The 13,892-nt window shown below is 51.6% G+C and carries 14 protein-coding genes; 5 read left to right on the top strand and 9 right to left on the bottom strand.

From position 1 onward, the window contains the following. Window positions 1-33 precede the first annotated feature (33 nt). From rseP to R5268_RS12675, 9 genes are all read right to left on the bottom strand, one after another. On the bottom strand, window positions 34-1,389 hold the full coding sequence (gene rseP / locus R5268_RS12715) for a sigma E protease regulator RseP (RefSeq protein ID WP_080947971.1): 1,356 nt from the start codon (window positions 1,387-1,389) through the stop codon (window positions 34-36). Between the two features lie 26 nt (window positions 1,390-1,415). Continuing rightward, window positions 1,416-2,273: a phosphatidate cytidylyltransferase gene (gene cdsA / locus R5268_RS12710; RefSeq protein WP_230061372.1), complete on the bottom strand. Its 858-nt coding sequence runs from the start codon at window positions 2,271-2,273 to the stop codon at window positions 1,416-1,418. Beyond that, window positions 2,266-2,979, bottom strand: a complete 714-nt coding sequence (gene uppS, locus R5268_RS12705) for a polyprenyl diphosphate synthase (RefSeq protein ID WP_230061373.1) — start codon at window positions 2,977-2,979, stop codon at window positions 2,266-2,268. The genes cdsA and uppS overlap by 8 nt, the downstream gene beginning before the upstream one ends. A gap of 265 nt (window positions 2,980-3,244) precedes the next feature. Next, on the bottom strand, window positions 3,245-4,441 hold the full coding sequence (ispC, locus tag R5268_RS12700; RefSeq protein WP_317419409.1) for a 1-deoxy-D-xylulose-5-phosphate reductoisomerase: 1,197 nt from the start codon (window positions 4,439-4,441) through the stop codon (window positions 3,245-3,247). Between the two features lie 155 nt (window positions 4,442-4,596). Further along, complete coding sequence (gene frr / locus R5268_RS12695) at window positions 4,597-5,154, bottom strand: ribosome recycling factor (RefSeq protein ID WP_107680636.1); 558 nt, start codon at window positions 5,152-5,154, stop codon at window positions 4,597-4,599. Window positions 5,155-5,271: 117 nt separating this feature from the next. Continuing rightward, window positions 5,272-6,000 (bottom strand): UMP kinase, encoded by a 729-nt coding sequence (pyrH, locus tag R5268_RS12690; protein WP_107680637.1) that lies wholly within the window; start codon window positions 5,998-6,000, stop codon window positions 5,272-5,274. Between the two features lie 120 nt (window positions 6,001-6,120). Next, complete coding sequence (gene tsf, locus R5268_RS12685) at window positions 6,121-6,972, bottom strand: translation elongation factor Ts (RefSeq protein WP_046892783.1); 852 nt, start codon at window positions 6,970-6,972, stop codon at window positions 6,121-6,123. Window positions 6,973-7,112: 140 nt separating this feature from the next. After that, window positions 7,113-7,832, bottom strand: coding sequence for a 30S ribosomal protein S2 (gene rpsB / locus R5268_RS12680; protein WP_107680638.1), 720 nt, complete (start codon window positions 7,830-7,832; stop codon window positions 7,113-7,115). Window positions 7,833-7,965: 133 nt separating this feature from the next. After that, window positions 7,966-8,106 (bottom strand): hypothetical protein, encoded by a 141-nt coding sequence (locus tag R5268_RS12675; RefSeq protein ID WP_166707002.1) that lies wholly within the window; start codon window positions 8,104-8,106, stop codon window positions 7,966-7,968. 88 nt (window positions 8,107-8,194) lie between these two features. Between R5268_RS12675 and map the strand changes: the two genes are divergently transcribed. The 5 genes from map to R5268_RS12650 all read left to right on the top strand — a co-directional run bounded on the left by map (window position 8,195) and on the right by R5268_RS12650 (window position 13,879). Further along, window positions 8,195-8,992 (top strand): type I methionyl aminopeptidase, encoded by a 798-nt coding sequence (gene map, locus R5268_RS12670; RefSeq protein WP_054425207.1) that lies wholly within the window; start codon window positions 8,195-8,197, stop codon window positions 8,990-8,992. 76 nt (window positions 8,993-9,068) lie between these two features. After that, window positions 9,069-9,785 carry a hypothetical protein gene (locus R5268_RS12665; RefSeq protein ID WP_317419410.1) on the top strand — a complete coding sequence of 239 codons (717 nt, stop codon included), beginning with the start codon at window positions 9,069-9,071 and terminating at the stop codon, window positions 9,783-9,785. 84 nt (window positions 9,786-9,869) lie between these two features. Beyond that, window positions 9,870-12,524, top strand: coding sequence for a bifunctional uridylyltransferase/uridylyl-removing protein GlnD (glnD, locus tag R5268_RS12660; RefSeq protein ID WP_317419411.1), 2,655 nt, complete (start codon window positions 9,870-9,872; stop codon window positions 12,522-12,524). Between the two features lie 37 nt (window positions 12,525-12,561). Continuing rightward, window positions 12,562-13,386, top strand: a complete 825-nt coding sequence (gene dapD / locus R5268_RS12655; RefSeq protein ID WP_004242209.1) for a 2,3,4,5-tetrahydropyridine-2,6-dicarboxylate N-succinyltransferase — start codon at window positions 12,562-12,564, stop codon at window positions 13,384-13,386. Window positions 13,387-13,492: 106 nt separating this feature from the next. Beyond that, on the top strand, window positions 13,493-13,879 hold the full coding sequence (locus tag R5268_RS12650) for a DUF3461 family protein (protein ID WP_004237217.1): 387 nt from the start codon (window positions 13,493-13,495) through the stop codon (window positions 13,877-13,879). Window positions 13,880-13,892: the final 13 nt, after the last annotated feature.

Below are 13,892 nucleotides of genomic sequence, written 5' to 3'. Positions count from 1 at the left end.
TGCGTTTTCCTTACCGGTCCCGGTCTTCTTTAATCAGAAGCGGGAGAAATCATTGAAAAGTGCAAGCCCCATCAACAGTACCAGTGCCATTACACCAATACGATAACTGAAGTCTTGTACACGCTCGGACACCGGCCCGCCTTTTATCTTCTCGATAAGCAGGAATAACAGGTGTCCACCATCTAAAACTGGCAGCGGGAACAGATTAATGATCCCTAAATTGACGCTGATAAGCGCCAGAAACATCAGATAATACACTAAGCCGGAATCGGCGGAAATACCGGCACCTTTCGCAATCGATACCGGACCGCTGAGATTATTCAGTTTTACATCACCGGTCACCAGCTTACCGATCATCTTCACGGTCAGATTCATTAACTGCCAGGTTTTCCCGGTTGCCTCGGCAACCGCTTCCACCGGCCCGTACTGATGCTCAGTAATATATTGCGGGTCGAGCGGAATCACCTTTAATTCGACACCGGCAAAACCAATTTGTTTACTGCCGCCGCTGTTTTTTATCTCTGTCGTGAGAGGAACATGAATATGTTCTCCGCCCCGCTCTATCAGTAAATCGAGTGTTTTTCCGGGACTATTACGTACAAAAAGCGTAAACGGCTGCCAGACGGTCAGCGGTTCCCCGCCTACTTTAACGATCCTGTCCCCCGGTTGTAAACCGGCTTTTTCGGCAGGCCCTCCCGGCGTCAGGACATTAATCTCATTACTGACCTGTGCAGATACCGGCATGATACCCAGAGACAGAACAGCGTCCTGTTTTTCCGGATCAAATTTCCAGCGGGTAAGGTCCAGACGTTTTTCCGCAGGCGCTGAGCCCGGTTCCGGAATCACATTCAGAACCGTGAAATCGTCGCCGATTTTACTGATCATCGCCAGACGCACACTGCTCCAGTCAGGCGTTTCGATACCGTCAACGGCATTTAGTTCCATCCCGGGCAAAATATTTGCCTGTTCTGCGACCGATCCCGCGCGGATATCCGCCACCACCGGGCGAACGGCCGGAACCCCGATCATAAAGACAATCCAGTACGCCACGATGGCTAACAGGAAGTTAGCAATCGGCCCTGCACTGACCACCGCCGCCCGCTGGCCGACCGTTTTGTTATTAAACGCCTGATGACGACGCTCCGGTGCAACCGGCTCCACGCGCTCATCCAGCATTTTGACATAACCGCCGAGCGGAATTACCGCGATGACAAATTCTGTTCCGTGCCTGTCTGTGCGGCGCCAGAGCGCTTTGCCGAAACCGACGGAAAACCGTTCGACAAAAATACCGCAGCGCCGGGCCACCCAAAAGTGCCCGAACTCATGTACGGTAACCAAAATTCCCAGCGCAATAATAAAAGCGGCTGAGTTCCAGATAAAAGTCATCATGCGTTTTCTGTCTGCTCCCGGTGTGCTTAAAAGCCGGAGAATACTAACAGGATCAGACCGGCAAATACCGGTACTGCCGCGGTCAGGCTGTCAATGCGATCCATTACGCCGCCATGCCCCGGGATCAGCTGGCTGCTGTCCTTCACGCCGGACTGACGTTTAAACATACTTTCGGTCAGATCACCGAATACAGAAATCAGCACCACAATCACTGACACAATAATCAGATTTTCCGGCAGTGTCTGTAACGGCGAATAGTGACTGAATAACCAGGAAACCAGCCCGGCCGTGATCAGACCGCCTGCCAGACCTTCCAGGGTTTTGCCCGGTGAGACGCGCGGTGCCATTTTGTGTTTGCCCAGCAGACGACCGAAAGCATACGCACCGGAGTCCGCCGCCCAGACCAGCAGCATGACATACAGCAGCCACCAGGCGCCCTGATAAACATCACCGCCCGCATAGCCCTGAGTGCGCAGCACCATCATACCGCTGTAAAACGGAACAATGGTCACCACACCGAAGATAAGGCGGATAATCACGGAATCTTTCCACAACGCGGCTGATTTCGGAAAGCTGATCACCAGCAGCACCGCGCAGACCCACCAGACCAGTGACGCCCACAGACTGCCCTGTACCGCAGCATCAGCCATCAGGTTAGTCATATCCAGTGTCAGTTGCCACGCAGCCAGACCGGCTGCAAACACCACACCGGTGATAATACGCTGTCCGGCACCTTTCAGACCCGCAAATTGCGCCCATTCCCAGCCGGCCAGCCCGCATACGGCGATCACCACCCAGCCGAAATGTGCCGGCGCGAGCATAAACATCGCCAGCAGTACCAGCGGAATTAAAATAATGGCAGTAATAAGACGGTACTTAAGCAACATTTCCTCCCGGAGCCTGCTCAGACTGATCATCAGGTGTGGTTCCGCCGAAACGGCGCTCACGCTGTGTAAACGATGTTATTGCATTACTGAAAGCGTTTTCATCAAAGTCAGGCCACAGCACTTCTGTAAAATAAAATTCGGCATACGCAACCTGCCAGAGCAGGAAATTGCTGATGCGATGCTCGCCGCCGGTCCGGATCACGAGATCAATCGGCGGCTGATCATGAAGAGAGATATGACGGCTGATATCCTGTTCGCTGACATCTTCAGCAGATAATTCACCGCGCTGTACTTGTGCAATCACCTGTTTAACACTGTGGGTGATATCCCAGCGCCCGCCATAGTTGGCGGCGATATTCAGCTGTAAACCGGTGTTATTGGCAGTCAGCACCTGACCACGGCGGATACGCTCCTGCAGACGCGGGCTGAACCGGCTCACATCACCGATAACGGATAATCTGACATTATGTTTGTGCAGACTTTTGACTTCGTTATCCAGCGCAAAGACAAACAACTCCATCAGTGAGTGAACTTCCTGTTCAGGACGGTTCCAGTTCTCACTGCTGAAGGCATAAAGTGTCAGAGATTTTATCTGGTTTTTGATGGCAAAACTGACCGAACTGCGGACCGATTTGATCCCTGCGCGATGGCCGGAAACCCGCAATTTTCCGCGTTTTTTTGCCCAGCGGCCGTTGCCGTCCATAATAATGGCGACATGCTGAGGTCCCGGCTTTTCTGAGGCATTTTCACTGGATACTGTCACGCAAGTTAATCCTTTGAGGTATCGGTTAATACATGGCGTCAGACACAAAAACACCGTGCAGGTTCACGGTGTTGTCTCTGTTTGTCAGTGATAACGTCATAGTGTCGTTAACCGGTCATTAAAAATCTGATTTACAGAAATCGTAACGCTGAACTATATCACTTGCGCTATTCACCGACAAACGCAACCCGTTAATATAAATTAATTACTTCGCGATTTTTCCGATTGATTTACGGGTCAGTTCCCGCGTTTGTTTATCAATAATAAGGACATCGTCAATCGACTGAGGTTCCGTAAACCGGTGATTTTCCACTACCATCCGGTTTATTTGCGCGATATCTGTGAAACGGATTTTATTTTGCAGAAATGCCTGTACAGTTTCTTCATTGGCCGCGTTCATCGCGGTTGTGGCCGCCTGCCCGTCATCACAGGCTTCAATCGCCAGTTTCAGGCACGGGTAACGGTTATAATCCGGCTCTTCAAAGGTCAGGCCGCCCATACGGGTAAAATCAAGGCGTTCAGCCCCGGCAGTGATACGTCCGGGATAACTCATTGAATAGCTTATCGGTGTGCGCATATCCGGCGTCCCCAGCTGTGCAATAATGCTGCCGTCAGTATAGCGGACCATCGAATGAATCACCGACTGCGGGTGCACAATAACTTCCATTTGTTTTGCTGATGCATTAAAGAAATAACGTGCCTCAATATATTCAAGGCCCTTATTCATCATCGTGGCGGAATCCACGGAAATTTTGCGTCCCATTGACCAGTTCGGGTGTGCACAGGCCTGATCCGGTGTCATATTCACCAGTTCAGATAAGGGTGTTTCACGGAACGGACCGCCGGAGCCGGTCAGGATAACGGAATCAATGCCTGCGGCATTCAGGTCGGCGTGTCCCAGCGACAACTGCACGGCAGACGGCAGGGACTGAAAAATTGCGTTATGTTCGCTGTCGATAGGAAACAGTTCGGCGCGGCTTGTACTCATGGCAGCAAAAAACAGACGTCCGCTGGTGATCAGGGCTTCTTTGTTTGCCAGCAGAATACGTTTGTCCGCGCGGATCGCCGCAAGAGTCGGCAGCAGACCGGCCACACCGGTAATTGCCGCCATAACCTGGTCCACATCATCCAGCTGAACCAGTTCGCAAATAGCGGCACTGCCGCTGAGCACTTCTGTCGCACTGCCGTGGAGTTTCAGCTGAATCCGCAATTCACCGGCGGCCACTTCATCGGATAACACCGCATAGCGGGGTTTAAATTCCAGACACTGTTCAAACATCGTCTGAACATTTTTTCCGGCAGCCAGAACCACTGCACGGAATAAATCCGGATGCTGACGAATGACGGAAAGTGTATTTTTACCGATAGATCCCGTGGAACCGAGAATTGCCAAACCTTTCATGATAAATACTCAATATTACTTTATCGTTATTTCGAATCGCAAAAGTATAGCACTTTGGTGAACGGAGAGTGAGAAGTCATTTCCGCGACTGATAAGTAAAAAAATAGTGCCGTCAGGCACTATTTCTGTATGTTCTGTTCAGCACAGCATCCGGATCAGAATTCCATCAGCTCTTTTTCTTTTGCTGCCAGTGCATCGTCGATTTTTTTGATAAACAGGTCAGTCATTTTCTGAACGTCGTCCTGGGAACGATGGTCATCATCTTCACTGATTTCTTTGTCTTTCAGCAGTGCTTTGACTTTATCGTTCGCATCACGGCGGACGTTACGTACCGCAATACGGCCCTGCTCTGCATCACCACGGACCACTTTGATCAGGTCTTTACGACGCTCTTCGGTCAGCGCAGGAAGCGGAACACGGATAACTGTACCGGCAGATGACGGATTTAAACCAAGGTCAGAGGCCATAATCGCTTTTTCGATAGCCGGTGACATTGAACGGTCAAATACGGTGATAGCCAGGGTGCGTGAATCTTCCACAACCACGTTAGCTAACTGGCGCAGCGGAGTCGGTGTACCGTAATATTCAACAACGATACCGTCCAGCAGGCTCGGAGAAGCACGGCCTGTGCGCACTTTACTGATTTGGGATTTCAGCGACTCGACGCATTTTTCCATGCGTTCCTGCGCGTCTTTCTGGATTTCATTAATCACGTTATGAGTCCTTGGAAACGGGTAATTTTTCAGACCGTGCCTGTCGCGCGGCCCGCATATAATTTTGGCGAATCGATTTTTAAATGATACCGTCAAATTCCGCCGGTGTCCCGGCGTTTAGTCACGCGAAATCAAGGTACCTTCGTTCTCGCCCATCACGACGCGGCGTAATGCGCCGGGCTTATTCATGTTGAAAACACGGATTGGCAGGTTATGGTCACGGGCCAGGGTAAAGGCCGCCAGATCCATCACTTTCAGTTCGCGTTCCAGCACATCCTGATAGTTGAGTTTTTCATACAGCACTGCATCCGGATCTTTTGCCGGATCGGCTGAGTAAACGCCATCCACTTTTGTGGCTTTCAGAACCACATCCGCTTCAATTTCGATCCCGCGCAGACAGGCCGCAGAATCCGTGGTAAAGAATGGGTTGCCTGTTCCGGCAGAGAAAATAACCACACGGCCGTGACGTAACAGACTGATCCCTTCAGCCCAGCTGTAGTTATCACAAACACCGTTGAGCGGAATTGCAGACATCAGCCGTGCATTTACATAGGCGCGGTGAAGTGCATCACGCATTGCCAGGCCGTTCATCACGGTTGCCAGCATACCCATATGGTCACCGACAACACGGTTCATACCGGCTTCGGCCAGCCCTGCGCCGCGAAACAGATTGCCCCCGCCAATAACGACACCGACCTGAATCTGCAGTTCAACCAGTTCCTTAATTTCCTGCGCCATACGGTCAAGTACAGTCGCATCAATTCCGAAACCTTCATTCCCTTGTAAAGCTTCGCCACTGAGCTTCAGCAGAATACGTTGATAAACAGGTTTTGCATTGGTAGCCATGGTGTTCTGTCCTAAACAGATGAATTTATTGCCAGAGATACCCGGACGAAAGCCCGGATGATAAACAGGGGTACAACAGATAAAACAGAACCGCCTTCCGGCGGCTCTGATATGCAATGATTATTTGCTCATTGCCGCGACTTCTGCAGCGAAGTCAGCTTCAGCTTTCTCGATACCTTCACCCACTTCGAAACGGATGAATGCAGTCACGTCTGCTTTGTTTTCTTTCAGCAGGTCGCCGACAGATTTGCTTGGGTCCATAACGAACGGCTGACCGGTCAGAGAGATTTCGCCGGTGAATTTGTTCATACGGCCGGTAACCATTTTCTCTGCGATTTCCTGAGGTTTACCAGACTGCATTGCGATATCCAGCTGGATTTGTTTCTCGTGGGCAACAACATCAGCAGGAACATCTTCAGGTTTGGTATATTCAGGTTTGCTTGCAGCAACGTGCATAGCAATGTGTTTGATCAGTTCTTCGTTTGCACCGGTAGCAGCAACCAGAACACCGATACGTGCGCCGTGCATGTAAGAACCAACCATGTCGCCTTCTAAGATAGCAGCACGACGGAAGCTGATGTTTTCACCGATTTTAGCAACCAGAGTAACACGCTGTTCTTCGAATTTGGCAACGATAGCTTCTGCATCCGCAGTTTTCTCAGCCATAACGAAGTTCAGGATATCCTGTGCGAATGCCAGGAAACCGGTATCTTTTGCAACGAAGTCTGTTTCACAGTTAACTTCGATCAGTGCACCGAATTTAGCATCTGCGCTGATCGCAGATAAGATAACGCCTTCAGCAGCAACACGGCCTGCTTTTTTCGCTGCTTTTGCCTGGCCGGATTTACGCATGTTATCGATAGCTAATTCGATATCACCGTTTGCTTCAACCAGTGCTTTTTTACATTCCATCATACCTGCGCCGGTACGTTCACGCAGTTCTTTTACCAATGCAGCGGTAATTCCAGACATGTTATTTCCTCGATGAGCTCGCAGAAACTGTTTCTGCGGGGAGTTGTTCATATATCAGATGCGTATAGGGAGCCATGACGGCTCCCTAACCATTTGCAGCAATACCTGGTTAATAAGAGCGCTCAGAGAGCAGACTCAGATTATTCAGCGGCTAATTCTTCAGCCTGAACAGCCAGATCCTGTGAACGGCCTTCGCGGACAGAAGTCGCGACTGCGCCCAGGTACAGCTTAATTGCACGGATTGCATCGTCGTTACCAGGGATGATGAAATCAACACCGTCCGGATCAGAGTTAGTATCAACGATAGCAAATACAGGGATACCCAGGTTGTTTGCTTCTTTGATTGCAATGTGTTCGTGCTCAGCATCGATAACAAACAGAGCGTCAGGTAAACCGCCCATGTCTTTGATACCACCCAGGCTATTTTCTAACTTACCAAGTTCACGGGTACGCATCAGCGCTTCTTTCTTGGTCAGTTTGTCAAAAGTACCGTCCTGAGACTGTGCTTCCAAATCTTTCAGGCGTTTGATTGACTGACGAACTGTTTTCCAGTTAGTCAGCATACCGCCTAACCAGCGGTGGTTCACGAAGAACTGGTCACAGCTGATTGCAGCTTCCTGTACCGCTTCGCTTGCAGCACGTTTAGTACCTACGAGCAGGATTTTACCTTTACGTGAAGCGATTTTGTTCAGTTCAGCTAACGCGTCGTTGAACATCGGAACAGTTTTTTCCAGGTTGATGATATGCACTTTGTTACGGGCACCAAAGATGAATGGTTTCATTTTCGGGTTCCAGTAACGAGTCTGGTGACCGAAGTGAACGCCCGCCTGGAGCATATCGCGCATGGAAACAGTAGCCATTTTAAACCTCTGTAAATAATAAGTTGGGGTTATGCCTCCACGAATCCCATGCTTCCGACTCCCTGTCAGCGTAAAGCTTCGGAGCACCCCGGCGCATGTGCCGATTCGTGTGTGTTATAACAGTTGAGTTAATTTAAGTTTCCGGCAACCGGGCAAAATACACGGAATGCCGGCGCGCTTTATACCATAAAAGCAGCAGCGATACCACATTTTCTTCAGTTTTCATGCCGGCGGCGGCCTGCCGTCCGCCGGGTTTCCGCGCAATGATTGGCATCCTTTTCTCCGGCTGATAACATACCGCGACTCAGTACCAGTTTCCTAAGTAAAGCAACGGGGTATTCCCGGTTCGGATATCAATAATTATGGCAATCACAATCAAAACAGAAGACGACATCGCGAAGATGCGTGTCGCCGGTCGTCTTGCGGCCGAAGTGCTCGAAATTATCGCCCCGCATGTTGTGCCGGGTGTCAGTACCGGTGAACTCGACCGCATCTGCCACGAGCATATTACCGAAAAACAACAGGCGATTTCCGCCTGTCTCGGTTACCACGGCTTCCCGAAATCTGTCTGTATCTCCGTCAATGATGTGGTCTGCCACGGCATTCCGAGCGAAGATAAAATCTTAAAAAACGGCGATATCGTGAATATCGATGTCACCGTTATCAAAGACGGTTTCCACGGTGACACCTCCGCAATGTTTATCGCCGGGAAACCGACGATTCAGGGCGAACGTCTGTGCCGCGTGACGCAGGAAAGCCTCTATCTGGCCCTGCGTATGGTAAAACCGGGTATCCGTCTGCGGACTCTCGGTGCAGCCATCCAGAAATTTGCGGAAGGCCATGATTACTCTGTCGTCCGTGATTACTGCGGCCACGGTATCGGTGAAGGTTTCCATGAAGAACCTCAGGTACTGCACTATGACGGCGACGACGGCGGTGTGGTGCTGAAAAAAGGCATGGCATTTACCATCGAACCGATGCTGAATACCGGGGATTACCGGATCCGCACCATGAAAGACGGCTGGACCGTCAAAACCAAAGATCGCGGTTTATCCGCACAATATGAGCACACGCTGGTTGTCACCGATGACGGCTGTGAGATTATGACACTGCGCAAGGATGAAGAAGGCGCACTTTCCCGCATTCTCGTTGCACAGTAACAGCCCTGTTTCATGTCCGGCACACAGGCCGGGCATGATACCTCCCCGCCCGCCGGGACGCTGAGGAACGAACGGAATGACAACATCCCCCCGGAAATCTGCCGGTATCATTATCGCTGTTACCGCACTGATTCTGCTTATCATGCTGCTGCCGCTCTATTTCCTGACCAAATCATCCGGCTGGTGGCAGAAAGAATTTGTCGCGCGCGGGTATGCTGTCGGTGTGCTGATCCACCAGAATGTTTATGAACTGAATCTGTTTGATCTGGCCTTTACCAAACCGGCGTTTGATCACCAGTCCGTGTATGTTCCGGCCGGCAGTCTCAGTTCCTACTTCACACTGGTTACCTTGTCTCAGCAGGTATTTCCGAACGCGAAAGACATTCTGCTGCCGACAGAAAATCCTTATTTCAGCGGACGGATCAGTATCTCTGCCCTGAATATTGATACTGCCGCACTGGCGACCGGGAGCAGACAATACCTGAATGCTGGAGCAAGCTACCGCATCACCCGTCTTACCGCACCGCCTGACCGGTCACTGTTCAGCTTCAGTACCGATGATAACGCACCGGAAATATTGCACGCCTCCCCGTATCTGAAAGATATCGTCAATCAGGGCATGTGCCGCACGGACGGACAGAGTAACGGCTGCGGGATTGCTGAAGATACTTATATTAATCTGAGTGATGTCCTTCATAATTACTTCCGCAGTAATCTGATCTACCGTGTGGATGATGAAAACAAACGCATTATTTTACAGTTTGTTCCGATCCCCGGCCCGGTACTGATATAACCCCGCCGGCCCGGCAAAAAACTGGTTATTTCCCCGCTGACGCAGTACCCTTGCAGCAGAACGCCTCTGCCACAAGGACTCCGTATGGACAATGCCCGGAATACCGCATCAGCCCTGAAACCCGCCTCACCGTTATCCTTTACCGATGATGATTTGCAGCTGCCGGTGCTGCGGGAACACCTGGAGCATTACCGCCGCTGGCAGGCCGGCGCCTTTCGTGAAGGTCAGCCGGTTCATACCCTGCTGCTGACCCGCAGCGATTATATCGATCAGTTGCTGATCCGCCTGTGGCAGTTTTTCAGTTTTGATGATGTTCCTGATTTTGCCCTCGTCGCCGTCGGCGGTTACGGGCGCCGTGAACTGCATCCGCTGTCAGATATCGATATTCTGCTGCTGAGCAGAACACCGCTGCCGGAGGCACTCACGCCGAAAATCGGTGAGTTTATTGCCGTGCTGTGGGATCTGAAACTGACCGTCGGACACAGTGTCCGCACCCTGGATGACTGTATCCGTGAAGGGCTGGGTGATCTGACCGTCGCGACCAATCTGATTGAATCCCGCCTTATCTGCGGCACATTACCCCTGTTTCTGCAATTACAGCGGCAGATCTTTGATGACAGCTTCTGGCCGTCACCGCGCTTTTTTGCCGCCAAACTGGCGGAACAGAAAGAGCGCCACGACCGCTATCACAGCACCAGTTATAATCTGGAGCCGGATATCAAAAGCAGTCCGGGCGGGTTGCGCGATATTCACACACTGCTCTGGGTGGCACGCCGCCATTTCGGCGCGACCTCCCTGTATGAAATGGCCGGTTCCGGTTTCCTGACCGATGCCGAACGGGAAGAACTGAATGAGTGTCTGGATATGCTCTGGCGTATCCGTTTTGCCCTGCATCTGTCCCTGAGCCGTTATGATAACCGCCTGCTGTTTGACCGTCAGCTCAGTGTGGCGGAACAGCTCGGCTATGACGGTGAACGCAATCAGCCGGTCGAACGGATGATGAAAGCGTATTATCGTGTCACCCGCCGGGTATCCGAGCTCAATGAGATGCTGCTGCAACTGTTCGACGAAGCGATTTTACATGCCGGACACCACGACACACCCAAACCCCTTGATACGGATTTTCAGCTGTACGGCCACCGCATCGGGCTTATCCGCGATTCGCTGTTCAGTGAGGATCCCGCCGCCATTATGCGGATGTTTTACCGGATGGCCTGCGATGACACCATCACCGGTATTCATTCCGGCACATTGCGCCGGCTGCGCCTCGCCCGCCGTCACCTCAGCCGCCCGCTGATGGAGTACCCGGAAGCCCGGGAGCTGTTTATTGCGATTCTCCGCCATCCGCGCGGAGTGAGTGCCGCTTTTGTCCCGATGCACCGTCATGGTGTGCTGGGGGCGTATATGCCGCTGTGGGGCAATATCGTCGGGCAGATGCAGTTTGATCTGTTCCATGCCTATACCGTGGATGAGCATACGCTGCGGGTGCTGGGAAAAATCGATACATTCGGGCGGGAATCCGAGCGGGTGAATCATCCGGTGTGTGTGGATGTTTATCCGGAACTTCCGCAGCCGGAACTGCTGCGCCTGGCGGCACTGTTCCACGATATTGCCAAGGGCAGACAGGGCGACCACGCTGTTCTTGGTGCCGCAGATGCACGGGAGTTTTGTGAATATCACGGCCTGAATGAAAAAGATACCGATCTGGTCAGCTGGCTGGTGGAAAAACATCTGCTGATGTCTGTGACCGCACAGCGCCGCGATATTCAGGACCCGGAGGTTATCCGCACGTTTGCCGCTGAAGTGCAGAGTACAGAGCGGCTCCGTTACCTTATCTGCCTGACCGTAGCCGATATATGGGCAACCAATGCCTCGCTGTGGAACGGCTGGCGGCGCAGTCTGCTGCGGGAACTGTTTATCAGCACAGAAAACCAGTTACTGCGTGGTGTGCACAATAAACCCAATCTGCGCCAGCGTATCCGCCACCACCGTGACCGTGCGCTTGCCCTGCTGCGCCAGGACGGGGCTGATGAGCAAAAACTGAATCAGTTCTGGTCGCGCTGTCATGCGGACTATTTTCTGCGTCATACCCCGGAACAGCTTGCCTGGCATGCCGGCGCACTGCTGAAAAATGATATGGGATCCCCGCTGATCCTGATCAGTAATCAGCGCAGTCACGGCGGCAGTGAAATTTTTATCTGGTGTGACGACCGCCCGTCCCTGTTTGCCTCTGTGGTCAGCGAGCTGGATCGCCGCAATCTCAGTGTCCAGAATGCGCAGATTTTTACCAACCGCGATAATATGGCGATGGATTCCTTTGTCGTACTGGAGCCGGACGGCAAACCGCTCGCTGCCGATCGCCATAATACTATCCGTAAATCGCTGGCCGGGGCGGTCACCACGGATTATGTGCCGAATCACCGTACCCGGACCGCACCGGCCAAACTGCGCCATTTTGATGTGCCGACACGGGTAAAATTTATCCACAATAAACGCGGTCTGCGCAGTTACATGGAATTATATGCTTTGGATAAACCCGGTCTGCTGGCGCAGGTCGGTCAGATTTTTGCCGGACTCGGGCTTCAGCTGCACGGTGCACGCATCACCACAACCGGCGAAAAAGTCGAAGATATTTTTATTCTGACGGATAAGGATAATAAAGCGCTGGATAAAAATATTCAGGAAGAACTGACTGAACGGTTGACAAAAGCCCTCAATTCAAAGGATAAAACAGAGTAAATTCATCAAAGCACCAGATAAAAGGAAACAAACACCGATGCAGCAATTACAGGCTATTATTGAATCCGCCTTTGAAGATCGCGCCGCCGTTACACCGGCAACCGCAACACCGGCACTGCGTGATGCAGTTAATCAGGTGATTGAGTTACTGGACAGCGGAAAACTGCGGGTCGCTGAAAAAATCGGCGGCACCTGGGTGACACATCAGTGGCTGAAAAAAGCGGTGCTGCTCTCTTTCCGTATCAGTGACAATCAGGTGATGGACGGGGCTGAGTCCCGTTACTTTGATAAAGTCCCGATGAAATTCGCGGATTACGACCAGGCACGTTTCGAGCGCGAAGGGTTTCGTGTGGTACCGCCTGCGGCAGCCCGCCGGGGTGCATTTATCGCCCGCAATACCGTGCTGATGCCGTCTTATGTCAATATCGGTGCCTATGTGGATGAGGGTACGATGGTTGATACCTGGGCGACAGTCGGCTCCTGTGCGCAGATCGGGAAAAATGTGCATCTCTCCGGCGGTGTCGGCATCGGCGGGGTGTTAGAGCCGTTACAGGCCAATCCGACCATTATTGAGGACAACTGCTTTATCGGCGCGCGCTCCGAAGTGGTGGAAGGGGTGATTGTGGAAACCGGCTCCGTGATTTCCATGGGCGTGTATATCGGTCAGAGCACCAAAATCTATGATCGCGAAACCGGTGAAATTCACTACGGCCGCGTCCCGGCAGGCTCCGTTGTTGTCTCCGGCAATCTGCCGTCAAAAGATGGCCGTTACAGCCTCTATTGTGCGGTGATCGTCAAGAAAGTGGATGAAAAAACGCGCGGCAAGGTCGGAATTAATGAATTGTTACGCACCATAGACTAATCTCAGAAATAGCGGATAATAACTCCGCTATTTTTTTATCCGTGCATCTTATCTTCCGTCATTTCCGGCGGAAACAGGACAGAATAACAATCAATAGGTGGCGCACATGTATGACAATTTAAAAAGTCTGGGAATTACGCATCCTGAAGATATTGATCGCTACACACTTCGTCAGGAAGCGAACAATGACATTCTGAAAATCTATTTCCGCAAGGATAAAGGTGAATTTTTTGCCAAAAGCGTGAAGTTCAAGTATCCGCGTCAGCGTAAAACGATTCAGGATGCACAGGGTTTCAAAGAGATTAACGAGATCAACAGTAACCTGCGTTATGTCATCGAAGAGCTGGATACCATTTGCCAGCAGACCGAAAGCGCAATGCCGGAAATCGATCTGAAGCGTAAGATCCTGGACGATCTCCGCCATCTGGAGCACGTGGTGTCCAATAAGATCGCTGAAATTGAAAGTGATCTGGAAAAACTGACCCGCAAGTAACCGGATGAAACAA

This window comes from Morganella sp. BCCO 40_0007 (assembly GCF_032989665.1).
Lineage (GTDB): Bacteria > Pseudomonadota > Gammaproteobacteria > Enterobacterales > Enterobacteriaceae > Morganella > Morganella sibonii.
This window is presented reverse-complemented; position numbering and strand designations above follow the sequence as displayed.

Coding starts and splice junctions, on each gene's coding strand:
- rseP (WP_080947971.1), bottom strand. CDS start 1,389: ATGATGACTTTTATCTGGAACTCAGCCGCTTTTATTATTGCGCTGGGA.
- R5268_RS12675 (WP_166707002.1), bottom strand. CDS start 8,106: ATGCCAATCATTGCGCGGAAACCCGGCGGACGGCAGGCCGCCGCCGGC.
- rpsB (WP_107680638.1), bottom strand. CDS start 7,832: ATGGCTACTGTTTCCATGCGCGATATGCTCCAGGCGGGCGTTCACTTC.
- tsf (WP_046892783.1), bottom strand. CDS start 6,972: ATGTCTGGAATTACCGCTGCATTGGTAAAAGAACTGCGTGAACGTACC.
- ispC (WP_317419409.1), bottom strand. CDS start 4,441: ATGAAAGGTTTGGCAATTCTCGGTTCCACGGGATCTATCGGTAAAAAT.
- R5268_RS12650 (WP_004237217.1), top strand. CDS start 13,493: ATGTATGACAATTTAAAAAGTCTGGGAATTACGCATCCTGAAGATATT.
- dapD (WP_004242209.1), top strand. CDS start 12,562: ATGCAGCAATTACAGGCTATTATTGAATCCGCCTTTGAAGATCGCGCC.
- glnD (WP_317419411.1), top strand. CDS start 9,870: ATGGACAATGCCCGGAATACCGCATCAGCCCTGAAACCCGCCTCACCG.
- uppS (WP_230061373.1), bottom strand. CDS start 2,979: ATGGACGGCAACGGCCGCTGGGCAAAAAAACGCGGAAAATTGCGGGTT.
- pyrH (WP_107680637.1), bottom strand. CDS start 6,000: ATGGCTACCAATGCAAAACCTGTTTATCAACGTATTCTGCTGAAGCTC.
- map (WP_054425207.1), top strand. CDS start 8,195: ATGGCAATCACAATCAAAACAGAAGACGACATCGCGAAGATGCGTGTC.
- R5268_RS12665 (WP_317419410.1), top strand. CDS start 9,069: ATGACAACATCCCCCCGGAAATCTGCCGGTATCATTATCGCTGTTACC.